Genomic DNA, 24,266 nt, shown 5'->3' on the forward strand with positions numbered 1-24,266 from the left:
GCGTTTTGCAGTGCTTTAAATATTTTTGATTGAATTTTAAAGAGTCAAAACCCTCACATCAATTCTTCTGTTTTTTGCTTTACATTCATCGGTATCATTTGCTTCACATACAGGATGTTGAGATCCGTAACCTTCCGCTTCTATACGATCTCCCGCAACTCCTAATTCCAATAATTTAAGTTTTGCAGTCTGAGCTCTTAAATTGGAAAGTTTCTGATTACTTTCTTCATTTCCTGTGTTGTCTGTGTAACCTCCCAATTTTATTTTCAGATCAGGATACGCATTTAAAATTTCAACTAAATTTAATAACTGAACATCCGAACCTGCTTTCAGATCACTTGATCCTGTTTCAAAATACAGATTTTCAATAGTAAACCATTTATTCGGATCTAAAACTGCCTGATCTTTATTTTTAACTGAATTATACAACTGCAGCAACTGACTACCTTCCCCAATTGAGATTTTCTTTCCGCCATTCAATTCAATTTCCTGAATATTTCCGGTTTCATAAACAAAATCACCATTTTCATTCAGATGACCTTTAATTTCTGCCGGAACTAAAGTCTGTGCAGCAACAGTAGTTCCTGAAATCATATGAGTCCCTGTAACTCCCATTAACGATTCTATTTTGGCTTTTCTATTCGCTTCAATTTTATCTTTATGCAAAACAGCCAGAGTCGGCGCAATAACCAATGAAACAATTGACATTAATTTAATTAAAATATTCATTGATGGCCCTGAAGTATCTTTGAAAGGATCACCTACTGTATCACCCGTTACTGAAGCTTTATGTGGTTCTGAACCTTTATAATAAGTCTGTCCGTTGATTTCAGCCCCTTTTTCAAAAGATTTTTTAGCGTTATCCCAGGCTCCACCTGCATTATTTTGGAACATTCCCATTAAAACTCCACAAACCGTTGCTCCGGCTAAAAACCCACCCAATACTTCAGGTCCAAAAATAAACCCTATTAATAAAGGTGAAATAATAGCAATAGCTCCCGGAAGCATCATTTTTCTAATGGAAGCATCCGTAGAAATAGCCACACATTTTTCGTATTCAGGTTGTGCTTTTCCTTCCAGAATCCCCGGAATTTCGCGAAACTGTCTTCTCACTTCTTCCACCATTGCCATTGCAGCCTGTCCAACCGCAGTGATTGCCAATGAAGAAAAGATAAACGGAATCATTCCTCCTACGAATAATCCTGCCAAAACATCGGCTCTGTAAATATCAATTCCATCGATTCCTGCAATTCCTACGAAGGCTGCAAATAAAGCTAAAGCTGTCAACGCTGCAGAAGCAATAGCAAAGCCTTTCCCTGTCGCAGCTGTTGTATTTCCTACAGCATCTAAAATATCTGTTTTTTCACGAACTTCTTTTGGTAATTCACTCATTTCGGCGATTCCTCCGGCGTTATCTGCAATCGGTCCGAATGCATCAATTGCTAATTGCATCGCTGTTGTAGCCATCATTCCTGCTGCTGCTATGGCAACACCATAAAGTCCTGCACATAAGTAAGATCCGTAAATTCCGCCTGCCAAAACTATGATTGGCAATAAGGTAGATTCCATACCAACGGCAAGCCCGCCAATGATATTGGTTGCATGACCTGTTGAAGACTGTCTCACAATACTTTTAACAGGCCTTTTACCCATTGCTGTATAATATTCTGTGATAATACTCATTAATGTACCCACAACTAATCCTACCATAATTGCTCCGAAAACACCCATTTTTGTGAATTCGTGACCTCTTAAAACCATTTTATCAGGTAAAATATAAGTAACTAAAAAATATGACGCTATGGCTGTAATAACGATACTCCCCCAGTTTCCAAGATTCAATGCATTCTGAACGCTTGATGTAGAAGAATCTTCGTTATCATTAATTCTAACAAATAAAGTACCTATCATGGAAAAGATAATACCTGTTCCGGCAATTAACATGGGTAAAAGAATCGGTGCAAAACCTCCGAAAGAATCAACTGAAACTGTTTCTCTTCCCAAAACCATTGTTGCTAAAACCGTTGCAACGTAAGACCCAAATAAATCGGCTCCCATTCCTGCAACATCACCAACGTTATCGCCAACGTTATCTGCGATTGTCGCCGGGTTTCTAGGATCGTCTTCCGGAATTCCAGCTTCTACTTTTCCAACCAAATCTGCTCCAACATCTGCTGCTTTCGTATAAATACCGCCACCTACTCTTGCAAATAAAGCAATGGATTCTGCTCCCAGAGAAAATCCTGTAAGAATTTCGATTGTTCTTTCCATTTCATGGGAATCAACAGTTGCATCCGGCGCAAAAATTTGCTTTATGATTAAATAAAGTGATCCCAAACCTAAAACAGCTAACCCCGCAACTCCCATTCCCATTACAGAGCCTCCTGTAAACGAAACTTTAAGTGCCCTGGAAAGAGAAGTTCTTGCGGCTTCTGCTGTTCTTACGTTGGCTTTTGTAGCAATTCTCATCCCGATAAACCCAGCCAGAGCAGAAAATACAGCTCCAACAACAAAAGCAACTCCGATACTCCAGTGAGAATTGGTATTCGTCATACCCATCACAGCTAATAAAATAGCTACAATAACTACGAAATAAGTCAAAACCTTGTACTCGGCTTTTAGAAAGGCCATTGCACCGTCAGCGATATGACCGCTGATAATTTTCATTTTTTCATTTCCGGCATTTTGCTTACTTACCCAATTACTCTGAAGAAAAGTATACAGTAAAGCAATCACACCAAAAATTGGTACTAACACAAATAGATCCATAGTTTAATATTTTTTTGGTAATAGAAAATTAAATATAATAAATAATTCTCATGAAATCGTTTTAAAATATTATAACCATTTAAAAATTAAAAGTTAAACGCTTAACCAATGAATAACTTTCATTTTAATATTTTACTTGTTTTTGATAATCTTTAATTGTTCTTCACGAATTTATGCAGATGATTGTAAATACTTTTATTTAAAATCTTGCCAATAAAAAAGGATAAACGAAAAACTCATTTATCCTTATAATATTATTAAATCAGAGAATATTATCCTCCGTATTTGTTTGCATAATCTTCCTGAGATGCGATGATCACTTTTTTAGCGTGTTCAGCACCGTAAACCTCCTGAATTCTGCATTTTGCAGGCTCATCCGGTAAGTTTTTGTAAGTTAAAAAATAATGCATTAATCGTTTCACTTCAGCTTCAGGCAATTCTGCAATATCTCTGAAATGTCCGAAAGCGTGGTCACCAATCATTACTGCAACAATTTTATCATCAGCTTCTCCTCCGTCGATCATTTTAAAACCTCCGATTGGAATAGCTTCCATAAACAACCCACCTCCGTGAATATTGTGAGAACTCAAAACACAGATATCCAATGGATCATGATCTCCCGTTGTAACGTCTGTAGCTCCTCTTTCAACAGCCAATTTCATTACTTCGTTATCGCAGTATGTTCTTGGAACAAAACCGTACAATGCCGGAATAATATTTGAGAATTTCTGAGGTCTGTCTACCTTTAAATATCCTGTTTCTTTATCTACTTCATATTTAATAGTATCTGAAGGAACGATCTCCACGAAAACGTTTACAACATTTGGCGCATCTTCTCCTGCAGAAACCCCATGCCATGGATGTGCTTTAAAATTTGGAATCATTATTTAAATTTTTATTTTTTTAGTTAAGCTATTATTAAAATTTCTCTTCTTAAATCTTCAATTGTCTTGGAAATATAATCTTCATCTTCCATATAATTCATAATAAAAATGGTTTTAAACTCATCAAGAGTCGCATTTCCATTAATTCCTTCATAGGTTTTGTGAAGTGTTTCGATAATCGCATTTTTCGAATCAACGATATTTTTCCATGAATTTTTCGTGATATAAAGCTGTTGCGAAGAATTGTAATCAAACTCTTCATTGATCGATTTTTCCGTAAGAAAAATAAATTCATGAGGAGCAAGATCTTTATCAAACTTTTGAATGAGATTTGCAGGTTTCATTCTTTCCATAAAAAGGGTCATTCTTTCATAAGACTGTGTCTTATTTTCTGAATTTGACTTCATGGAAAGCAGTTTAATTTCCTGTTCTTTAAGTTTTATGTAAGTAAATACAAATTGTCTGAGCAAAACCAGGAAAGGTATTGCGATGATTAATGCAAAAGCATAAGGTAAATATCCTGAAAAACTTGTCATAATTTGAGGTAGCAAAATTACTAATATTTTCTGAATTTATCGTTGAAAAACATAGGATTGTACAACTTCCGGATGTATTTATGGTTTTTAGGAAAGTTTCTTTAAAATTTTACTTTCGAGATAGCCATATTCATGGAGCTCTCCTCCGAAACTTTTGAAAAAAACTTCAATCCCACGAATGTTGCTTCCCATAAAATTAAATGTCTTTTTGTGAATATAATAATTCAGAATTTTATCTATTAAAAACGAGGGTCCGTTTTCATTTTTATAATTTTCATCATTAATTAAAGCTAACAAAGAAAGTTCATGATTTTCCGAAACCAGAACGGCAACATTAATTAGTTTTTCTTCTAAATAAGCACCGCAAAGTTTCAGTGAATTATTCTTATAAAGAAAGCTCAAATATTGTTTAAACTTTTCAATATCAGATTGTTTTGTAAGACCTTTAAAATTATTCTCTATAAAATAAATATGTTCAGAATTCATCTCAATTTCTTTATAAATAAGGTGTTGAGCACATTTTGTAGTTGATTTTCTCCCCTTAAAATATTTTTTTCTGTGTAAAATCACATAATCCGAAATAGGAATACTATAATTTTTTTTCTTCTCAAGATTTTCAGAAAAGGAATTTTTTTGATTGAAAGTGTACAAAAAGACTTTATAATTTTTACGCAGAAATTTTAAAAACTGATCATTGATTTCAACATTATCTTTATTTGAAAAAATGCCTAATTGCTGGCAAAAAAGCGGCATGAGTACAAAATTAATTCTAATTTTCTTTTTTAAAGGAACAGGTAAAATTGCTTCATAATTTCCATAAACCAAAAGTTCCCAATTTCCTGACAGCTCATCTAAAACTTCTTTTTTTGCGTACCAGTTTCTCTGTTCAGAATTTTCTAAACATTGTGTATATCTTTCAAAATCAATTTCTTGATATTTCAATCTTCTAATCATAATAATCCTTCGTCTGAGAAACTAAAATATGAATTCTGTGTAATAATCAAATGATCCAAAAGCTGAACACTTAAAAAATTTCCAGCTTCTTTTATTTTCTGAGTAATGTCAATATCTTCCCTACTTGGCTTCAAATTTCCCGATGGATGATTGTGAGCAATAATTATTCCCGTCGAAAAGTGATCCAAAGCGGTTTTAAATAAAACTCTTACATCAACAATAGACTGATTAATTCCACCCTGTGTTAATTGTGCAATATGAATAACCTTGTTACTTTGATTTAAAAAAAGTGCCCAAAACTCTTCTGTTCGCAGATCTGATAAATGATTTTTTAAAATTAAGTAAGCATCATTACTTTTTGAAATTGCCGGTTTCTCCGGAACTTCCTGGCTGGCTCTTCTTCTTCCGATTTCCAAAGCTGTTGTAATCGAAATTGCTTTTACTTCACCAATTCCCTTGAATTTCATTAAATCTTTAACAGAAAGTAAGCTTAATTGGTTCCAATTATTATTTACAGAAGCTAAAACTTTTCTTGCTAATTCTACCGCCGTTTCATCTCTGTTTCCACTTCCCATTATAATTGCCAACAATTCGGAATCAGAAAGCGAGTTTTTACCTTTTGATAAAAACTTTTCTCTGGGTCTGTCGTCTTCAGCAAGAAATTTAATGGACATATTTTTAGGTAGCAGAAATTAGGTTTTAGGTGATAGTTTAATAAAATGCGTATAAGATTATCGGCTGTTTTGATTGATCAATGTATTTCGCTGTTTCGTTGAATGCGTTTTTTGAAAGCATCGGACAACCAAAACTTAAACATGCGGGGTTTGTCGATTCATTATCTTCAATGCAATAATATGAATGAAGGACAATTGCTCTCGATCTTGCATTACTATTGGTTTCATCCAAACCATCCAATCGATAAGCTTTACCGAATTTTCCGTTATAACTTTCGCGAATCTCATATTTTCCTAAAGATGACTGATGTGAACCGTCGACATTGCTGAACCGCAAAACTCCTGAATTTTTAACAACACAACCTTCACCATGCGCAACAATGGCTTTTTGTACTATTTTATCGTTCTTCAAATCGTAAACGAAATATCTGTACTTTCCGGAATGTATTTTAAAGTTGATAAAAACAGCCAAATTCTGATTATAATTTTTGCATTTAATATAGTTCTTTATCTCCAAAATTTTTGATTTTGGTAAATAATCAACAGCATTTGCGTCCTGAGATTCAAATTTTGAACAGGAAATTAAAAAAAGAAATAAAAAAATAAGGTATTTCATCATTTGGCGGAATTTTATTCGATAATCATTCCGTCTTTCATGACTAATTTTCTGTCGGTTATCTCAGCAAGATTCGGATTGTGGGTCACGATCACAAACGTTTGGTTGTATTTATCTCTTAAATCAAAGAATAGTCTGTGTAAATCATCTGCATTTTTTGAATCTAAATTTCCTGTCGGTTCGTCTGCAAAAATAATTTTCGGTGAATTGATTAAAGCTCTTGCAACAGCCACTCTTTGTGCTTCACCTCCGGATAATTGATTGGGTTTATGATGTACTCTTTGTTCGATTTTTAAATCTTCAAATAAAGCATAAGCCTTTTCTAAAGCTTCTTTTTCGTTGGTTCCGGCAATTTTTGTAGGTAGGAGAACATTCTCCAAAGCAGTAAATTCCGGAAGCAATTGATGAAACTGAAATACAAAACCAATATTCTGGTTTCTGAATTTAGAAAGCTGTTTATCATTCATATTGATGAAAGATTCTCCGGCAATAGAAATTTCAGTACCGAATTTATTCGAAGTGCTCGGCTGATCCAAGGTTCCTAAAATCTGTAAAAGTGTAGATTTTCCAGCTCCGGATTCTCCGACGATAGATACAACTTCACCTACTTTGATGTGAATGTCAACCCCTTTCAATACTTCTAAATTCCCATAAAACTTATGGATATTTCTTGCTTTAATCATGATTCAAAAATAGTAAATTGATTTGAAATATTGGATAATTTTAAAGTGAATTGTGAAGGGTGAATTGCTTTTAAATTTTTCATTATTGACAAGTTAAAAAAAATATTCTTAAATTCTTTTTCCAGAAGCTATTTCCAGCTATCCACTTTTACTCCTCGCTCTAAAGCTTTTGTCCTTGCTTACTGTGGGGTAACCGTTTCTATCTGGGCTAGGAACTTGCGCCAGTTATTTTCTATTCTAAAATTTAACCTTAAGGTTTGAACCCATAAGATAATTTTAAAGCAAAAACGCTTCCCAAAATCGAGAAGCGTTTTCAATATTTTAAAACTTTAGAAAATTACAGTAACAAAGTTAGAGGACTTTCTAAATATGTTTTTAATGTCTGTAAGAACTGAGCACCAGTAGCACCGTCTACAACTCTGTGGTCACAAGCTAATGAAAGCTTCATGATGTTTCCAACTACGATCTGACCGTTTTTAACAATCGGTTTCTCGATAATTGCTCCTACTGAAAGGATTGCAGAGTTTGGTTGATTGATGATACTTGTAAATGTTTCGATTCCGAACATACCCAAATTTGAGATCGAGAATGTAGAACCTTCCATTTCGTTAGCTTTAAGACCTTTAGACTTCGCTCTTCCAGCCATATCTTTCACAGCTGCAGAAATCTGAGTATAGCTCATCTGATCTGTATTCTTAAGTACAGGAACTACCAATCCGTCAGGAATCGCAACCGCTACTCCAACATTGATGTTTCCTCTGTGAATGATCTTGTCTCCTGCCCAACTTGAATTTACCTGCGGATGTTTTCTTAAAGCAATTGCAGTCGCTTTAATAATCATATCGTTGAAAGAAATTTTAGTATCCGGTAAAGAATTGATCTCTTTTCTAGCTTCAATTGCTTTATCCATATTGATCTCTACCATTAGATAGTAGTGAGGGGCAGAGAATTTACTTTCAGCAAGACGTTTCGCAATGATATTTCTTACCTGAGAGTTTGGAGTCTCTGTATCTTCACCCTGAACAAAGCTTAATGCAACCTGAGCAGCAGGACTTGCAGCCGGAGCTGAAGCAGCAGGTTTTGCAGATGGCTGATAATTTTCAATATCTTTTTTAACGATTCTTCCGTTTTCACCAGAACCTTGAACACTGTGAATGTCAACCCCTTTTTCCTGAGCTATTTTCTTTGCTAACGGAGAAATTGCAACTCTGTCAGATGATGAAGAACTTACAGCCGGAGCAGCTTTTTCTTCTGCTTTAGCTTCAGTTTTTTGTTCAGCAGGTTTTTCTGGAGACTGAGTCGCAGGTTTTGCAGCACCAACCGCAGAAACGTCTGTTCCTTCAGGTCCTATAATTGCCAACACCGAATCAACAGGAGCAGCACCACCTTCTTCAACACCTTGCTTCAATAGTACCCCGTTAAATTCAGATTCGAAATCCTGAACTGCTTTATCTGTTTCGATCTCAGCAAGAAGATCTCCTTCTTTTACTGTATCTCCTACGTTTTTGTGCCACTTTGCAACCTTACCTTCTGTCATTGTATCAGAAAGTCTTGGCATTGTAATCACTTCTACTCCGGCAGGAACTTCCGCAGAAGTTTGCTCGGGAGCAGAAGTTGTTTCAGCTTTAGGCTCTTCTTTTTTCTCTTCAGAAGCACTTGCAGCCGGAGCAGCAGCTCCACCAGTTAATCCTGAAATATCTTCTCCTTCATTACCGATAATTGCCAAAACAAAATCTACAGCAGCTGCACCACCTTCTTCTACACCAATGTATAAAAGGGTACCTTCAATTTCAGATTCGAAATCCTGAACAGCTTTATCAGTTTCAATTTCAGCTAAAATATCTCCTTCTTTTACTTTATCCCCTACTTTTTTATGCCATTTTGCCACCTTACCTTCCGTCATAGTATCGGAAAGACGCGGCATTGTAATAACTTCTGCCATAATTTAATTTTTAATTTGTTAATGTGATGAAGTGATGATAAGAAAAGTGAAAGTTAAAATAACACACCATATCATCCTATCAGCAAATTATTATTAGTTTTCTAATTTATCTAAGAATGGATAGTTTTCCTGAGAATATACATATTCATATACTTTCTCTACATCCGGATATGGAGAGTTTTCCATGAATTCAATACACTCTTCAACGAAATCTCTTGATTTGTTATCTGTAGCTTCCAATTCTTCTTCAGTAGCCCAATTGTTAGCCAAAATTCTTTGTTTGATCAATTCGATCGGGTCATCATTTTTATGGATAGCAACTTCTTCCTTAGACCTGTAAGGTTCAGCATCAGACATAGAGTGACCTCTGTAACGATAAGTTCTAGCCTCGATAAAAGTTGGACCGTCTCCTCTTCTAGCTCTTTCGATAGCTTCGTAAGCAGCCTCAGCTACTTTTTCAGGATCCATTGCATCTACTGCAAGACAAGGCATTTCGTACCCTAATCCTAATTTGTAGATATCTTCGTGGTTAGCTGTTCTCTTAACAGAAGTTCCCATTGCATATTGATTGTTTTCAACAACAAAAACCACCGGTAATTTCCAGTTCATAGCCATGTTAAACGTTTCATGTAGTGAACCCTGTCTAGCCGCTCCATCTCCGAAAAAGCAGATATTTACCGCTTTTCTGTCGAAAAATTTATCCGCGAAAGCAATACCGGCTCCCAAAGGAATCTGACCTCCAACAATACCATGACCTCCATAAAATCTATGTTCTTTGCTGAAAATGTGCATAGATCCACCCATACCTCCGGAAGTACCTGTAGCTTTACCACAAAGTTCTGCCATGATTCTTTTAGGATCTACTCCCATCGCCATTGGATGGATGTGACATCTGTAAGCAGTGATCATACTATCTTTAGTTAAATCCATTGCATGCGTGAAACCAGCAGGGATAGCCTCCTGACCGTTATACAAATGTAAAAAACCTCTGATTTTTTGTTTTAGATAAAGAGAACGGCATTTGTCTTCAAACCTTCTCCACATTGTCATATCTTCATACCACTTCAGGTATACCTCTTTAGAAAATTCTTTCATGTGTTGAGCTCTTGCTTATTTATTATGAAATAGTTGAGCAAAATTATAAAAAAAACTTTGTTTTTATTGTATACATACCAATTGTTTTTTTGGTTATAGTATTATATTTACATTATCAAACTTAAATATGGAAGAAAAACAGCCTTCAGTTATTCATAAAATTTCAAAAATTATATCAGATTTCTTTAATCCTTTGGTTTCTTTGTTCATATTTTTCGTCTATATGAGTGTAAAAAATTACACTTTACACGATTCTGTTATCTATTTTCTTCCAATATTATTAATGGTTATTATCCCAGTAATTATTTGGTTGGTCTGGAATGTAAAAACGGGACGATATACGAATATGGATGTATCCAATCGTATTCAGAGAAAGACTTTGTATATTTTTATAGCAGCTTGTGTAATCGCTTACATTGCTTATAATTATTTCAAAAACGGATATATTGATTTCGTAATGCTGTTTGTTTTAATTCTTCTTTTTGCTATGCAAATCAGTAATCTTTTCATTAAAAGTTCCATGCATACGTCCTTTAATATATTTGTAGCAGCTTTGTTTTTTGCTTTAAATCCGACAATGGGTTTAATTTGGTTGGGCATTGCAGTTTTGGTAGGTATTACCCGCATTATTTTAAAAAGGCACACTCCAAAAGAGGTGTTCATGGGCGCTGGAATTGCTTTTATGGTATCTTTTCTTTACCTTTATTGCAATATACAATTTCAACATTAAGAATTAATATGAAAATAAATCATCTTACATCTGCCGAAGAAAACTTAATGAAGCTATTCTGGAAAATGGATTCCTTTTATTTAAAAGATATTATGGAGCAGCATCCTGAACCAAAACCGCATCAGAATACAGTTTCCACTTATTTGAAAATATTGGTAGAAAAAGGATATTTATCTACTGAAAAAGAAGGAAGAATTTTTAAATATAATGTTCTTGTTCCTTTTGAAGAGTATAAAAAATTTTTATTAAAAGAACTTTCACACAATTTTTTTAATAATTCAGGGAAAGAAATTTTAGGATTTTTAATTAGTGAAAACCTGATTTCACAAAAAGATTTAAAAGACTTTAATATTAATATTGAAACAAATTCAACGAATATAAAAGAACCGGAATTTGAATATGCTAATGAGGTTTTAAATCCTAAAAAAGATAAAAAGAAAACTAAAGACAAGGAGAAGAAAAAGAAGAAGAAAAAAGATCCGGAAAAATAAAAGCATTACCACAAGGTAATGCTTTATATATTTTGATTAATGGTATATTATCTTTGAGTTTCCGAGCTCCAAACCGGAGAATTATTTCTGCTATAGATCACAAGATTTCCATCATCTTGGATTGTTAATTTTGCAGCACCTCTATTAGCTGTATTTGTTGCCCAGATCGCTCTGTTATACGAATCGTACACTACAAAATTACCATCTTTCTGAAACACTGCCTTACTGCCTCTATTATCAGTAAACGAACTCCATATTGGGTCTCCGTTATTTTTTGCAAGGACAAGGTTTCCGTCATCCTGAAGTGACAAATAATAAGAACGATTGGAAGAATAAACTTTAACACCTCTACGGAACGTATATCCCAAATTTACAGAAGAATCCCTTGATCCTGAATTACCACCGTTATTAGCATTATCTGCGTCAGAAGACCATATAGAAGCCGATCTAGTATAAATAACCAGATTACCATCATCCTGAATAGCCAGCCTGTTTGCACGTCTTCCATTCGTATTTGTACTAAATATCACAGTATTTCTTTGACCATAAACTACCAAATTACCATCATCCTGGAAAATAGCCCTAACTCCTCTTCCTGAAGTTTTCGAATTCCAAGTTAGACTTTCTGCTCTATTATAAACAACCAGATTTCCATCATCCTGAAAAATCAAATAATATTGATTATTACCCGACCAGTACTTTTTGTTTTGTTCAATATTTTGACCGTTGTAGATGTTTTGTGCATTAAAAAATAATCCGCTAAACATCATTAACAATACTAATAAATGTTTCTTCATTTTAATTAAGTTTTGATTGGTTAAAAATTTCTCTAAAATTATGCCAAAAAAATGATAAATTCACCTTTAAAATACTAATTAAATGATCTGTTGAGAATTAAAGACATAAAAAAAGCGGCTTAAAAGCCGCTTATATTTTTTACCAACGTTTTCCACCGCCGTTTCCGCCACGATCTCCACCGCCGCTGTAACCTCCGCCACCGCTTCTGTTACCTCCGCCGTAGCCACCGCCACCGCTTCTGTTACCTCCACCGTAGCCACCGCCACCGCTTCTGTTACCTCCATTACCTCCGTTACCGAAAGTTCTTCTTGGCTTTTCCTCTCTTGGCTTAGCTTCTGAAACGTTAAGTTCTTTTCCGTTGAATTCTTTTTGGTTAAGAGCTTCAATAGCCTGCTGTCCTTCAGCGTCCTCCATTTCGATAAATCCGAAACCTCTAGAACGACCAGTTTCTTTATCTGTAATGATTTTTACAGAAGAAACCTCTCCAAATTCTGAAAATAGATCCTGCAACTCATAATCTTTAGTTGCGTAGTTGATGTTTGAAACAAAAATGTTCATCTGAGTTAAAAATTAAAAATGTTAACAATGATTTGGTTTATAAAAGAAAAACAACATAAAGACTGAACAAATATTGATTCCAGATATAAGACAGGTGCAAGATACGATTATTAATTTCATATCAAAGCTTTTTTTCAAAATATTTAAGTAAAATTTTCAATTAAAATATTATTTCGTTAAAAAGTATTAATTTATCATGAAATTTTTATGAATATTTGTCAAAAATCAGTTTATTAATGAGAATTTGTAATTTTGAAACAGATTAGAAAATTGAAGTTTATAAATTATTATCAAAAAATTATTTATAATAAGCATCATATTCATTAATACACTGTATGTATCGTCGGTTAATAAATAATTTCATAGCAATTATTGAAAATTGCTTTGTTTTTAAATTGTAACCTTTTTCAAAAAGAAAATGCAAAAAACGAAAATATACAATCTAAAAACAAATAATTGAGAATATAAATAATTCTCTTTCGATAACTGAATCTGATTCGTTTGATAAAGCCAGTTTTTAGAGCTAAATTTGCAGTACAAAATTTCAAATATGAACTATCACACTAGAAAATGGGTAAAACCGGAAGATTTAAATCCTAATCAATCACTTTTTGGAGGGAGACTATTACAATGGATTGATGAAGAAGCTGCTTTATATGCTGTTATCCAGTTGGAAAATAAAAAAATTGTCACAAAATTTATCTCTGAAATCAATTTTGTAAGCTCGGCGAAACAGGGAGACATTATCGAAATTGGTATTGAAGTTTCTTCTTTTGGCTCTACTTCGCTTACGTTAAAATGCGATGTAAGAAATAAAATGACCCATCAAACAATTATCACTGTTGACAAAATTGTAATGGTAAATTTGGGTCAGGACGGAAACCCGGCTCCCCATGGAAAAACGAAAGTTGAGTTCGTAAAAGACAGGTTAAACAATCAATTATGAAGATTTTCATAAAAAATATGGTTTGTGGCAGGTGTATTTCTGCTGTTGAAAGCATTTTTAATGATACCAATATCAAAATTAAATCAATCAATCTCGGTGAAGTCGAAACAGAATCTGAAGTTTCCGACAAAGATATGGAGTCTTTGGAAAATCATTTACTGCAAACCGGATTTGAACGGATAAAAGATTCATCACGTCAAATTATTGAGAAAATTAAAAATTTAATCATCATTAAAATAAGCGAACTGGATATTGATGAAAATTTTCTTTTGTCTGAATTTTTAAGTTCAAAACTTTATAAAGACTACAGTTCTTTGTCGAAAACTTTCTCACAAAACGAAAATGTTACATTAGAACAGTTCTTTATCCTTCAAAAAATTGAAAAAGTAAAAGAATTTCTTCTATATAATGAATTTACTTTAACAGAAATCGCCGGAAAACTGGGTTATAAAAGCGTTCAGCATTTATCATCCCAATTCCGCAACAGCACAGGCTTCACTCCTACCGAATTCAAAAAACTGAAAATTCACAATAGAAAACCTCTGGATTTTGTTTGAGAGTTGTAGTGTTTGAGAGTTTTTTTGAGTTTTAATAATTGCGTCTATGACATTTAACATCAGAAAATCCGTGTAAAAATCCTCTTTTACGCAAAACTCTTATACTCTGTAACGCTCTCACTTTCAAACCCTAATACACTCCAACACTCCACCCAAAAAACTTTCAAACCAAATTCTATAAACATTATCCTTAAATTTATAACAACCTTCCACTTTCATTTTGGAAATTTGTAGTATAAATTAAAGGATCATGCAACAACAATATAAAATTCTGGGAATGACCTGCTCCGGCTGTCAGAAAAAAATCTCAGAAAAACTCAATAATATAGAAGGAATTACAGCTGAAATCAGTCTTAAAAACAACACAGCGACAATAACTTCCGATCAATCGATCGAACTCACAACATTAAATAAAGCTTTAGAAGAAATCGGAAATTACAAACTGGAAGATCCCGATAATCCCGAAAAAGCTTTTGTAAAACCACAAGATCGCGTTTCACCATCCTCAGTTTATTATTGCCCGATGGAATGTGAGGGCGATAAAGTTTACTTCCAACAAGGCAAAAGATGTCCGGTTTGCAATATGTATCTGGTTCCGATTGAGGAAAAACATGCCAAAGATCCGAATTATAAACCTACTTTTTCTTCAACAAATCTTCCCGAAAATTTTAAAGACAATGTCGGAAAATACTATTGTCCAATGTTTTGCGAAGGCGATAAAATCTATAATGAAAAAGGCGATTGCCCGGTTTGCCATATGCATTTGGAGGAAATTACAGAAGATTTGGTTAAAAATTCAACAACACATTCACACCATCATTCTAACCATCACCATCATCATGAAGCTCCGAAACTTACGGATGAAATTGCTGGAAAATATTATTGCCCGATGTATTGTGAAGGCGACAAAACTTATGACAGCAATGTTGGCTGCCCAGTTTGCGGAATGGATTTGGTGAAATATCCCGAAAAGAAAATAGCAAAATATACCTGTCCGATGCATCCTGAAATCGTTCGGAACGAGCCGGGAGATTGCCCGATCTGCGGAATGGATCTTGTCAGAATGCCCGAAAAAGATGACAGTGAAGAAGATGAAACCTACAATATTCTAAAACGAAAATTCATCATTTCACTGGCATTTACCATTCCTGTTTTTATTCTTTCGATGGGCGGAATGTTGATGAATTTTCCTTTTTCACATCAGATTCAGGGAATTATTGAGTTGATTTTGACACTTCCTGTTTTATTTTATTCAGGATGGTTTTTGATGAAAAGAGGTTGGATTTCTTTCAAAACATGGAACTTAAATATGTTCAGTTTAATAGTTTTGGGCGTTGCAGCAGCATTTATTTTCAGTATTGTTTCTTTGATTTTTCCTGATCTTATTCCACATGAAATTCGTGGTCATAATCATGAAATTCCATTATATTTTGAAGCTGTCTGTGTGATTTTAACGCTTGTCATTTTAGGACAGTTAATGGAAGCTGCCGCTCACAAAAAAACGGGGAACGCAATTAGAGAATTAATGAATCTTTCTCCTGATGAAGCCAACTTGATCATTAATGGTGAAGAAAAAAAAGTTCTCCTTTCACAAGTTAAAATCGGAGATTTATTAAGAGTAAAACCGGGTGAAAAAATTCCTGTCGACGGAAAAATTACAGAAGGAAATTCTATCGTTGACGAAAGTATGATCACGGGAGAACCCATTCCTGTCGAAAAAAATATTGATGATAAAGTGACTTCCGGCACTATAAACGGTAATCAGGTTTTCATCATGAAAGCTGAAAAAGTAGGCGACGAAACTTTGCTTTCTCAAATTATTAAAATGGTCAATGAAGCAAGTCGAAGCAAAGCTCCCATTCAAAAACTGACGGATAAAGTGGCTAAAGTTTTTGTCCCAACTGTTATTTTAATTGCTGTTCTGACCTTTGTTTTATGGCAGTTTTTTGGACCGGAAGGTAAAAAAAGTCTGTTTGCTTTTGTGAATGCCGTTGCAGTTTTGATCGTGGCTTGTCCGTGTGCGCTAGGATTGGCAACGCCGATGTCTTTGATGGTCGGAATTGGTAAAGGTGCAAAAAACGGTATCTTAATTAAAAATGCCGACGCACTTGAACAAATGAATAAAGTAAACGTTCTAATCACCGATAAAACAGGAACATTAACAGAAGGAAAACCATCAATTGAGCATATCGAAACGATTAATAATGATCAAAATTTAATTTTAAAATTTGCCTATTCTTTAAATCAAAACTCAGAACATCCGTTATCAAATGCAGTTATCAAAAAAGCAAAAAGTGAAAATATTTCGAGTGAAAAAGTAGAAAATTTTGAAAATATTTCGGGTAAAGGGGTAAAAGGAAATATCAACGGAAAAACAGTCTATCTGGGAAACGAAAATCTTCTGACATCTCATCAAATTTCAATTCCTGATAGTCTGAAACAAAAAGCTGTTGAAGTACAATCCAAAGCGCACACAATTTCTTATGTCGCTCAGGACCAAGAAGTTTTAGGCTTTATAAGTTTTACTGATAAAATTAAAGAAAGTTCTAAAAAAGCCGTTCAACAACTTCTCAATGAAGGCATTGACATCATCATGATGACCGGTGACAACGAGCATACCGCAAAAGCTGTCGCAGACGAATTGGGCATTAAACATTTTAAAGCAAACTGTCTTCCCGAAGATAAATTAAATGAAGTAAAAAGACTTCAACAACAAGGAAAAATTGTAGCCATGACCGGTGACGGAATCAATGACTCCCCTGCTTTGGCTCAGGCTAATATCGGCATTGCAATGGGCACAGGAACTGATGCAGCCATTGAAAGTGCAGAAATTACTTTATTAAAAGGCGATATTATTGGTGTTGCAAAAGCCAAATTATTAAGCGAGAAGCTTCTGAAAAATATTAAGGAAAATCTGTTTTTTGCTTTTATTTATAATGTTTTGGGAATTCCGGTTGCGGCAGGATTATTGTATCCATTTTTTGGAATCTTATTATCCCCGATGATCGCTGCTGCTGCGATGAGTTTCAGTTCTTTATCTGTGATTTTAAATTCTTTACGATTGAATTCGGTTGATTTGGATGTAAAATAAAAATATGAAAAAAGAAAATCTTTATATCGGATGCTCAGGCTTTTACAACAACGATTGGAAAGGATCTTTATATCCTGAAGACGCCAAAAGTAAAGATTTTCTCACCTTATATTCTCAGGAATTTAATTCGGTGGAGATAAATTCTACATTTTACAGAAAACCAACGGTCAAAACATTGATAAAATGGGTTGATGAAACGCCTGATGATTTTAAATTTTTCATTAAAATTCCAAAAACAATTTCTCATGAAAAGCGTTTGAAAGATTGTAAAGAAGAAATTTCAGAATTTTGCATTCATATTCAGTCTAACTTAAAAGAAAAACTTTCGGGATTTTTGTATCAATTTCCCCCATCATTTAAAAATACTCAGGAAAATATTGATTTAATTCTTAATAACATTGATTTTAATTATTTAAATGTCATTGAATTCCGTCATGAATCCTGGTGGCAAGATGAAATTTTTAATATTTTAAAAGAAAATAATTTAGTTTTTTCAGGTGTAAGCTTTCCCGGAAATCTGCCGGAAGCTGTTATTGTAAGTCATCCTGATATTTTATATTACAGACTTCATGGTAAACCTGTTCTTTATAAATCAGAATATTCTGAAGAATTCCTTGATGATTTAGCTGTTAAAATTAAAAATTCACAACATAAATCATTTATCTTTTTTAATAATACTTGGGGAACGGCAGCCACTAAAAACGCACTGCACTTAAAGAAAATTCTTGACATTATAGCTTCTTAAAATAAATTTATTAAAAATAACTTAAAAAATAAAATTTAATGAAATTCGGTATAATTTTTGTTAAGAATAATTTAGAAAAATTAACAATTTTTAACAACTAAATTCCATTAAACTTTATGACAAAAACTTTTGCCGGAAAGTCTAGAAACAAGACTTTTCGCGGGATGTTTGCATTGATGAGTGCAACTTCAATTTTATTTAACAGCTGTAGTCAAAAAGAAGACAAGAAAGAATCTGAAAAACTGATTCCCAAAGACCATCCCGTCGCAAAAATTGTCTCAAAAATTGATGATGAAAATGTTCCTTCCGATAAAAGAGTAATTTATCTCACTTTTGATGACGGTCCCAATCGAGGAACCGAAAATCTCCTGAAAATTTTACACAAAAGAAATATTTGTGCAACCGCTTTCCTTGTCGGAAAACACGCTTATGGAAGCAAAAAACAACAGGAAGATTTAGAATTATTAAGAAAAGATCAATTGGTAGAGCTTGCCAATCACAGTTTTACTCATGCCAATAATAAATACACCGATTTTTACAAAAATCCAATGGGGGTAGTTCAGGATTTTGATGCTGCAAAAGACAGTTTAAAACTCTATGACAAAATTGCAAGAACTCCAGGAAGAAATATCTGGAGACTAAATAATATTACGGCGACAGACCTTAAAAGCTCTACAGAAGCAGCAAACAGCCTGAAAAAAGCGGGCTATAAAGTAATCGGCTGGGATCTCGAGTGGAAACCTACCAATAGAATGGAGCTGAAAGGAAATCATCAGGCTATGCTTAAAAAAGTAGACAGCATTTTCTTTAATGATCTCGAAAAAACTTCAAGACATCTGGTTTTTCTTACTCACGATCAGTATTTAACGGATACGGATTCTGTGAATGAATTGGATTTATTTATTGAAAAATTACAAAAAAGTAATCGATTTGTTTTCCGGAAAATTTCGGAATATCCGGAGATTAATGAGGTTTTGAATTAATTTTAAACTTTTAAATATTAGATGCTTCGACTTCGCTCAGCATGACATCAATACAAAATTACTGTAAAACAAAACGTTATCAGAGGTATCAAGCTGAGCGAAGTCGAAGCATCTTTACAAATTTTCTATCAACAGCTTTTTAACTAAAATTCACATTTTATTCGTTTTTTGCTTTTAAAATTCAGAAATTTGCAACTATGAGTATTCAGGAAAATTATAACGATATAAAAAGTCAAATTTCTTCAAGTGTACAATTGGTTGCTGTTTCAAAAACGCATCCTGTTTCTGCGATTCAGGAGATTTATGATCTGGGGCAAAGAGTTTTTGGAGAAAATAAAGTTCAGGAAGTTATTGAAAAATACCCTCTCCTTCCTAAAGATATTCAATGGCATCTGATCGGGCATTTACAAACCAACAAAGTAAAATATATTGCCGAATTTATTGACACCATTCAAAGTGTGGATTCTGAAAAATTAATTTTGGAAATCAATAAAGAAGCAGCAAAACACAACCGTACAATTAAAATCTTACTTCAAGTGAAAATAGCCGAAGAAGAAAGCAAATTCGGATTGGAAATTGAAGAAGCAAAAGATTTATTTCACAAATACATTAATGGCAACTTTCCGAATGTAGAAATTACCGGTTTGATGGGAATGGCAACTTTTACAGACGATAAAGTTCAGGTAAAGAAGGAATTTTTATTCCTAAAAAAGCTTTTTGATGAATTAAATCAATTAGAAAAACTTGAAACATTATCAATGGGCATGAGTGATGATTTCCCTATCGCCATTGAAAGTGGAGCTAATTCTGTAAGAGTGGGATCAGCAATTTTCGGAAGAAGAGATTATTCAAAATAGTTGGTTTAGGTATAGTTTTTGCTAATAATTCAATCAAAAAATCTAAATTTGCAACTATGCAAAAAATCCTTATTGTAGAAGACGAAAAAGCAATCTCAGGGGTACTTCAAAGTATTCTTTCTGATGAACTAACTGACTATGAATTTGTTATCGCCGAAGATGGACTTGAAGGTTACAAACAGATAGAAAAAGAAGACTTCGCATTGGTGATTTCAGACATCAAAATGCCAAAACTTTCAGGAACTGAACTATTAAAACAAAGTTTAGTCTTAAAACCGGAATCCACTTTCATTATGATTTCGGGACATGCAGACATAGATTCAGCAGTATCTTGCTTAAGAGATGGCGCATATGACTTTATTTCCAAGCCTATCGATATCAACAGATTGATTACCAGCGTAAAAAATGCTTTGGCTAAAGAAACTTTGAAGAAAGAAAATAAAAATCTTCAAACCGAAAATAAAACGTTAAAGAAAAAAGTTAACAAAAAATACCAAATGATCGGTGAATCAGCAGGTTTGCAAAAGATTCAGGATATGATCGGAAAGGTTGCTGTTTCTGATGCGCGAGTTTTAATCACAGGTCCGAACGGTGCAGGAAAAGAGTTGGTAGCTCATGCCATTCACAATCAAAGTGACAGAGCAAGAGGTCCGATGATAGAAGTTAACTGTGCTGCAATCCCATCAGAACTTATTGAATCTGAATTATTTGGACACGTAAAAGGTTCTTTCACAGGAGCAATTAAGGATAAGCAAGGAAAATTCGAACAGGCAAACGGAGGTACTATTTTCCTGGATGAGATCGGAGATATGAGCTTAATCGCTCAGGCTAAGGTTTTAAGAGCTCTTCAGGAAAGCAAAGTTTCTCCTGTAGGAAGCGATAAAGAAATTAAAGTTGATGTAAGAGTTCTTGCAGCAACAAATAAAAATATGCAGGTGGAAATTGAAGCGGGTAGATTCAGAGAAGACCTTTATCACAGACTTTCTGTGATTGAAATCTATGTTCCGCCATTGGATGAAAGAAAAGAGGACATCAAATTATTGGTAGATCACTTTGCAGGAATGATTTCTGACGAACATGGTACTGCTGTTAAAAAATTTGATGACAAGGCTATTGAGGCTTTAAAAGCTCTTTCCTGGACCGGAAATATCAGAGAATTAAGAAACGTTGTCGAAAGGCTGATTATTTTAGGAGGAAACACTGTTTCTGCTGAAGACGTTGCAAGTTTTGTAAGGAAATAATTTTATTATTATTTTAAATATATAAAGATTTGCAGTACTCACTGCAAATCTTTTTTTTGAACTGTATGAATTAAACTATTATGAATTTTTTAAATAAAAACTATACCAAAGAATGCCTGACTCTGGCTCTTCCGGTCATGTTGACACAGGTGGGGCAAGTCTCGGTAAATCTGTTCGACAATATTATTGTCGGAAAATTATTGGGAGCCGACGCATTGGCTTCTGTATCGCTGGGAAATGCGGTATTTTTCTCCATGTTTGTTTTGGCATTGGGGTTTTCTTTTGCAATTCCGCCATTGGTTTCGGAAGCGCATTCTAAAAATGATCATAAAACGATCAACTCTGTTTTCAGTCATGGATTTGTAATCAATATGACAGTAGGAATTATTTTAATGGGAATTCTACTTTTAGGACTGCCTCTACTCTATCATTCAGGACAGCCTGCCAAAATTATTCCTGATACGGTAGATTTTTTAGGGATAATGGCAATAAGCATTGTTCCGTTTATGGCGTTTCAGACGTTGAGAGAAGTTTCGGAAGGATTATCTTATACAATTGGAGTGACGAAAGCAACGATCATTGCAAACATAATTAATATCATTTTAAATTACGTTTTCATTAAAGGACTTTGGATTTTCCCTGAAATGGGTGTAAAAGGTTCTGCTTTAGCAAGTTTAATAGCAAGAATTTTCATGGTTGTTTTCTTATATTTTGTTCTTTTGAATGAGAAAAAGACAAAGCAGTATATCAAAGATTTTTCATTGAAAATTCAGGTTTTTACAAAAAAAATGTTTGAAAAAATGGTAAGATTAGGGTTTCCAACCGCTTTACAGATGTTTTTTGAAGTTACAGCTTTTGCGGGTGCAGCTTTTATTTGCGGATTAATTTCGGCTCATGATATTGCTTCACACCAAATTGCGCTAAGTATGGCTTCTTTTACCTTTAATTTATGTATCGGTTTCAGTGTGGCTTCAACAGTAATGATCGGCAGAAAACTGGGCGAACAGAATTTTGTCGAATTAAGAAAAGTCGGGATCAACAATTTGAAAATAGCTTTTATATTCATGTGTATTTGTGGGATTGTCTTTATTTTAGGACGAAATATTCTCCCGACATTCTTTACTAAAAAAGAAGAAATTGAAGTGATAACTTTAGCTTCAAAATTGATGATCATTGCTGCTCTATTCCAGTTATCGGACGGAATTCAGGTAACTGCTTTGGGAACATTGAGAGGTTTACAGGACGTGAAAATTCCTTCTATTTACACATTTATTGCCTATTGGGTGATTACCGTTCCTTTAGGATATTTCCTTTGTGTAACCATGAAAATGGGAGCTTTCGGAATGTGGATCGCTTTAGGATTGGGATTAACAATTTCAGCCGTGATGCTTGTCAAGCGATTTTTGAATATGTCTGCAAAGAGAATTAAACAGAATTTATAATATGAAAGCGGTCTTTTTTGGATCGCTTTTTTTCTATTTAATTTTCAAGTATTTATTTTTAAAAAAACAGCTCAATCTGGTCATTGCGAGGAACGAAGTCACGAAGCAGTCTTTTTAATTATTACTTTGTCATTCCGTAGGAATCTAGGCTTATTTTTTAGAAATGATTGTAGAAAATCATTGTCTGGATTCCTACGGAATGACAAAATGAGTGATTATTGCATATCATTAAAAGAATGACAAATACCTTAGCCCCGATTGCAGTGGAAATCCTTTTTTGAAAAAAAAGATTGTAGCGGAAAGCGGGAAATAGCTCCTGAAAATAAATATTTGTGATAAATAATCTTTATTTGAAATTGCTTCCTCGCAACGACTAGCCAATCCTCTTCCCCAAAATCACCAAAGTCCTTTCCACACCATCTAAAACTGCAACATCAGGAAAAATTCCCCAGTCTTCAAAACCAAAATGCCTGAATAGTTTCAAGCTCGGCTCATTATGCAAAAAGATAAAACCTAATAACGTTTTTACTCCAAATTTCCCTGCACTATCAATACAATATTGCAGAACCTTCTTGCCGTAACCCTTCCCACGACAGCTTTCATCCATGTAAATGCTTAATTCTACGGTTCCGTTATAAGCCGGCCTTCCGTAAAATGATGAAAAACTCACCCAACCCAAAACATTGTTTTGATGATCTTCAATGATCCAAAGTGGTCGGGTTTCGGAATTATGTTCGTGAAACCATTGAATTCTACTTTCAACAGAAATATTTTCCGTATCGGCAGTTACCATTCTTGAAGGGATGGTTGAGTTATAAATTTCTACAATTTTTGGTACATCTTCCAGGTTTGCATTCCTGAATTTTATTTCTGACATTTCTGCAACAATATTTTTGCAAAGATACATGAAGATTTTTTTTATTTTAAGGAATTATCCTTCGTTATTTTCTTTCAGTTCAAGCTCTTTTAAAGCTCTGTTTAAGCTTCTCACCGTAATTCCCAGATAAGCCGCCATATCTTCTTTTGAGATTTCCATTTCTTTGGATTTCACCTCCAAAAGCTGGGAAAGTGTATGTTCTGTCGTATGAAGCTGTTGGTAAGATGCACGGCTTGAAGTATTAACAATACGTTCTGCAAAAACATCAAGCAATAAATTATTCAAAGTAAGATCGCTTTTAATCAAAGACTGAAAATATGGGATTGTCATCGAATAAACAGTCACTTCTGTAATAGCTTCAATGCTGCAAAGACAGGAAACATTTTTAATTACCTCAATTTCACCGATGATCTCTCCTTTTCCCAGAAATTCAACGATGTATTCTTTGTCATTTTCTTCCACGAAATAACACTTTGTAATTCCACTCTTAATAAGCATTATTTTGGTGGATATTTCATTTTGTGTCAGAATTTTATCTCCTTTTTCAAAAGATTTTAATACAATATTTTCTTTATGATCCTGATTATTATAAAGCTTTTCTAAATAATCTAAAAATGGTTGATTCGTGCGTAACATATTCGTTGGGACAAATGTCCTTTTCTGGTTTATTTTTTATACTGAATTTTGTCGGCAGAAAATTACAAAAACTAAAGTAAACATAATATGAACAATTCTATCATAACCATTGCTTTTGATGCAGACGATACACTTTGGATTAACGAACTTTATGGGAATTG

General features: G+C 34.0%; 23 protein-coding genes. 10 read left to right on the forward strand and 13 right to left on the reverse strand.

Features of this window, described 5'->3' with window-relative positions; all coding sequences use genetic code 11:
- Window positions 1–36: 36 nt before the first annotated feature.
- From ABD745_RS07380 to pdhA, 9 genes are all read right to left on the reverse strand, one after another.
- Window positions 37–2,769, reverse strand: coding sequence for a sodium-translocating pyrophosphatase (locus ABD745_RS07380; protein ID WP_344827475.1), 2,733 nt, complete (start codon window positions 2,767–2,769; stop codon window positions 37–39).
- Between the two features lie 272 nt (window positions 2,770–3,041).
- The gene (locus ABD745_RS07385; protein ID WP_344827477.1) at window positions 3,042–3,653 is read right to left on the reverse strand and encodes an inorganic pyrophosphatase; all 612 of its coding nucleotides are present in this window, start codon (window positions 3,651–3,653) and stop codon (window positions 3,042–3,044) included.
- 23 nt (window positions 3,654–3,676) lie between these two features.
- Entirely contained in the window at window positions 3,677–4,189 is a 513-nt protein-coding gene (locus tag ABD745_RS07390; RefSeq protein WP_344827480.1) for a DUF7935 family protein, read from the reverse strand.
- 87 nt (window positions 4,190–4,276) lie between these two features.
- Window positions 4,277–5,131: a hypothetical protein gene (locus ABD745_RS07395; RefSeq protein WP_344827483.1), complete on the reverse strand. Its 855-nt coding sequence runs from the start codon at window positions 5,129–5,131 to the stop codon at window positions 4,277–4,279.
- Between the two features lie 8 nt (window positions 5,132–5,139).
- Entirely contained in the window at window positions 5,140–5,817 is a 678-nt protein-coding gene (gene radC, locus ABD745_RS07400) for a RadC family protein (RefSeq protein WP_344827485.1), read from the reverse strand.
- 37 nt (window positions 5,818–5,854) lie between these two features.
- Window positions 5,855–6,436 carry a murein L,D-transpeptidase catalytic domain-containing protein gene (locus tag ABD745_RS07405; protein WP_344827488.1) on the reverse strand — a complete coding sequence of 194 codons (582 nt, stop codon included), beginning with the start codon at window positions 6,434–6,436 and terminating at the stop codon, window positions 5,855–5,857.
- 11 nt (window positions 6,437–6,447) lie between these two features.
- Complete coding sequence (locus tag ABD745_RS07410) at window positions 6,448–7,116, reverse strand: ABC transporter ATP-binding protein (protein ID WP_344827491.1); 669 nt, start codon at window positions 7,114–7,116, stop codon at window positions 6,448–6,450.
- Window positions 7,117–7,453: 337 nt separating this feature from the next.
- Window positions 7,454–9,058 carry a 2-oxo acid dehydrogenase subunit E2 gene (locus ABD745_RS07415; protein WP_344827494.1) on the reverse strand — a complete coding sequence of 535 codons (1,605 nt, stop codon included), beginning with the start codon at window positions 9,056–9,058 and terminating at the stop codon, window positions 7,454–7,456.
- Window positions 9,059–9,151: 93 nt separating this feature from the next.
- Window positions 9,152–10,153 (reverse strand): pyruvate dehydrogenase (acetyl-transferring) E1 component subunit alpha, encoded by a 1,002-nt coding sequence (pdhA, locus tag ABD745_RS07420; RefSeq protein WP_047402133.1) that lies wholly within the window; start codon window positions 10,151–10,153, stop codon window positions 9,152–9,154.
- Between the two features lie 127 nt (window positions 10,154–10,280).
- On the opposite strand from pdhA, the gene ABD745_RS07425 reads away from it, so the two are divergent.
- Both ABD745_RS07425 and ABD745_RS07430 read left to right on the forward strand, forming a co-directional pair.
- Window positions 10,281–10,883, forward strand: a complete 603-nt coding sequence (locus ABD745_RS07425; protein ID WP_344827498.1) for a phosphatase PAP2 family protein — start codon at window positions 10,281–10,283, stop codon at window positions 10,881–10,883.
- Between the two features lie 8 nt (window positions 10,884–10,891).
- The gene (locus ABD745_RS07430; protein WP_344827501.1) at window positions 10,892–11,374 is read left to right on the forward strand and encodes a BlaI/MecI/CopY family transcriptional regulator; all 483 of its coding nucleotides are present in this window, start codon (window positions 10,892–10,894) and stop codon (window positions 11,372–11,374) included.
- A gap of 47 nt (window positions 11,375–11,421) precedes the next feature.
- Here the strand turns inward: ABD745_RS07430 and ABD745_RS07435 are convergent, their stop codons facing one another.
- Window positions 11,422–12,171 carry a hypothetical protein gene (locus ABD745_RS07435; RefSeq protein ID WP_344827504.1) on the reverse strand — a complete coding sequence of 250 codons (750 nt, stop codon included), beginning with the start codon at window positions 12,169–12,171 and terminating at the stop codon, window positions 11,422–11,424.
- A gap of 139 nt (window positions 12,172–12,310) precedes the next feature.
- Window positions 12,311–12,730: an RNA-binding regulator gene (locus tag ABD745_RS07440; RefSeq protein ID WP_344827507.1), complete on the reverse strand. Its 420-nt coding sequence runs from the start codon at window positions 12,728–12,730 to the stop codon at window positions 12,311–12,313.
- 550 nt (window positions 12,731–13,280) lie between these two features.
- Between ABD745_RS07440 and ABD745_RS07445 the strand changes: the two genes are divergently transcribed.
- From ABD745_RS07445 to ABD745_RS07480, 8 genes are all read left to right on the forward strand, one after another.
- Entirely contained in the window at window positions 13,281–13,676 is a 396-nt protein-coding gene (locus ABD745_RS07445; RefSeq protein ID WP_344827510.1) for an acyl-CoA thioesterase, read from the forward strand.
- Window positions 13,673–14,233 (forward strand): helix-turn-helix domain-containing protein, encoded by a 561-nt coding sequence (locus tag ABD745_RS07450; RefSeq protein WP_344827513.1) that lies wholly within the window; start codon window positions 13,673–13,675, stop codon window positions 14,231–14,233. Before ABD745_RS07445 ends, ABD745_RS07450 begins: the two co-directional genes overlap by 4 nt.
- A 250-nt stretch (window positions 14,234–14,483) precedes the next feature.
- A complete protein-coding gene (locus ABD745_RS07455; RefSeq protein ID WP_344827516.1) occupies window positions 14,484–17,324 on the forward strand; it encodes a heavy metal translocating P-type ATPase in 2,841 nt (946 codons plus the stop codon).
- 4 nt (window positions 17,325–17,328) lie between these two features.
- A complete protein-coding gene (locus ABD745_RS07460) occupies window positions 17,329–18,069 on the forward strand; it encodes a DUF72 domain-containing protein (protein WP_344827518.1) in 741 nt (246 codons plus the stop codon).
- Between the two features lie 116 nt (window positions 18,070–18,185).
- Window positions 18,186–19,052: a polysaccharide deacetylase family protein gene (locus tag ABD745_RS07465; RefSeq protein ID WP_344827520.1), complete on the forward strand. Its 867-nt coding sequence runs from the start codon at window positions 18,186–18,188 to the stop codon at window positions 19,050–19,052.
- A gap of 197 nt (window positions 19,053–19,249) precedes the next feature.
- The gene (locus tag ABD745_RS07470) at window positions 19,250–19,909 is read left to right on the forward strand and encodes a YggS family pyridoxal phosphate-dependent enzyme (protein WP_344827521.1); all 660 of its coding nucleotides are present in this window, start codon (window positions 19,250–19,252) and stop codon (window positions 19,907–19,909) included.
- Between the two features lie 56 nt (window positions 19,910–19,965).
- Entirely contained in the window at window positions 19,966–21,150 is a 1,185-nt protein-coding gene (locus ABD745_RS07475; protein ID WP_344827523.1) for a sigma-54-dependent transcriptional regulator, read from the forward strand.
- Window positions 21,151–21,230: 80 nt separating this feature from the next.
- Window positions 21,231–22,592, forward strand: coding sequence for an MATE family efflux transporter (locus tag ABD745_RS07480; protein WP_344827525.1), 1,362 nt, complete (start codon window positions 21,231–21,233; stop codon window positions 22,590–22,592).
- Between the two features lie 373 nt (window positions 22,593–22,965).
- Here the strand turns inward: ABD745_RS07480 and ABD745_RS07485 are convergent, their stop codons facing one another.
- Window positions 22,966–23,469, reverse strand: coding sequence for a GNAT family N-acetyltransferase (locus ABD745_RS07485; protein WP_344827527.1), 504 nt, complete (start codon window positions 23,467–23,469; stop codon window positions 22,966–22,968).
- Window positions 23,470–23,523: 54 nt separating this feature from the next.
- Complete coding sequence (locus ABD745_RS07490; protein ID WP_344827528.1) at window positions 23,524–24,105, reverse strand: Crp/Fnr family transcriptional regulator; 582 nt, start codon at window positions 24,103–24,105, stop codon at window positions 23,524–23,526.
- Between the last annotated feature and the right edge of the window lie 161 nt (window positions 24,106–24,266).

The sequence above is a fragment of the Chryseobacterium ginsenosidimutans genome (genome assembly GCF_039536845.1).
GTDB classification, from domain to species: Bacteria; Bacteroidota; Bacteroidia; order Flavobacteriales; family Weeksellaceae; genus Chryseobacterium; species Chryseobacterium ginsenosidimutans_B.

Bases quoted from the DNA above. Each gene is read 5' to 3' on its own strand.
- ABD745_RS07380 (WP_344827475.1), bottom strand. From the start codon at position 2,769: ATGGATCTATTTGTGTTAGTACCAATTTTTGGTGTGATTGCTTTACTG.
- ABD745_RS07385 (WP_344827477.1), bottom strand. From the start codon at position 3,653: ATGATTCCAAATTTTAAAGCACATCCATGGCATGGGGTTTCTGCAGGA.
- ABD745_RS07390 (WP_344827480.1), bottom strand. From the start codon at position 4,189: ATGACAAGTTTTTCAGGATATTTACCTTATGCTTTTGCATTAATCATC.
- radC (WP_344827485.1), bottom strand. From the start codon at position 5,817: ATGTCCATTAAATTTCTTGCTGAAGACGACAGACCCAGAGAAAAGTTT.
- ABD745_RS07405 (WP_344827488.1), bottom strand. From the start codon at position 6,436: ATGATGAAATACCTTATTTTTTTATTTCTTTTTTTAATTTCCTGTTCA.
- ABD745_RS07410 (WP_344827491.1), bottom strand. From the start codon at position 7,116: ATGATTAAAGCAAGAAATATCCATAAGTTTTATGGGAATTTAGAAGTA.
- ABD745_RS07415 (WP_344827494.1), bottom strand. From the start codon at position 9,058: ATGGCAGAAGTTATTACAATGCCGCGTCTTTCCGATACTATGACGGAA.
- pdhA (WP_047402133.1), bottom strand. From the start codon at position 10,153: ATGAAAGAATTTTCTAAAGAGGTATACCTGAAGTGGTATGAAGATATG.
- ABD745_RS07425 (WP_344827498.1), top strand. From the start codon at position 10,281: ATGGAAGAAAAACAGCCTTCAGTTATTCATAAAATTTCAAAAATTATA.
- ABD745_RS07430 (WP_344827501.1), top strand. From the start codon at position 10,892: ATGAAAATAAATCATCTTACATCTGCCGAAGAAAACTTAATGAAGCTA.
- ABD745_RS07435 (WP_344827504.1), bottom strand. From the start codon at position 12,171: ATGAAGAAACATTTATTAGTATTGTTAATGATGTTTAGCGGATTATTT.
- ABD745_RS07440 (WP_344827507.1), bottom strand. From the start codon at position 12,730: ATGAACATTTTTGTTTCAAACATCAACTACGCAACTAAAGATTATGAG.
- ABD745_RS07445 (WP_344827510.1), top strand. From the start codon at position 13,281: ATGAACTATCACACTAGAAAATGGGTAAAACCGGAAGATTTAAATCCT.
- ABD745_RS07450 (WP_344827513.1), top strand. From the start codon at position 13,673: ATGAAGATTTTCATAAAAAATATGGTTTGTGGCAGGTGTATTTCTGCT.
- ABD745_RS07455 (WP_344827516.1), top strand. From the start codon at position 14,484: ATGCAACAACAATATAAAATTCTGGGAATGACCTGCTCCGGCTGTCAG.
- ABD745_RS07460 (WP_344827518.1), top strand. From the start codon at position 17,329: ATGAAAAAAGAAAATCTTTATATCGGATGCTCAGGCTTTTACAACAAC.
- ABD745_RS07465 (WP_344827520.1), top strand. From the start codon at position 18,186: ATGACAAAAACTTTTGCCGGAAAGTCTAGAAACAAGACTTTTCGCGGG.
- ABD745_RS07470 (WP_344827521.1), top strand. From the start codon at position 19,250: ATGAGTATTCAGGAAAATTATAACGATATAAAAAGTCAAATTTCTTCA.
- ABD745_RS07475 (WP_344827523.1), top strand. From the start codon at position 19,966: ATGCAAAAAATCCTTATTGTAGAAGACGAAAAAGCAATCTCAGGGGTA.
- ABD745_RS07480 (WP_344827525.1), top strand. From the start codon at position 21,231: ATGAATTTTTTAAATAAAAACTATACCAAAGAATGCCTGACTCTGGCT.
- ABD745_RS07485 (WP_344827527.1), bottom strand. From the start codon at position 23,469: ATGTCAGAAATAAAATTCAGGAATGCAAACCTGGAAGATGTACCAAAA.
- ABD745_RS07490 (WP_344827528.1), bottom strand. From the start codon at position 24,105: ATGTTACGCACGAATCAACCATTTTTAGATTATTTAGAAAAGCTTTAT.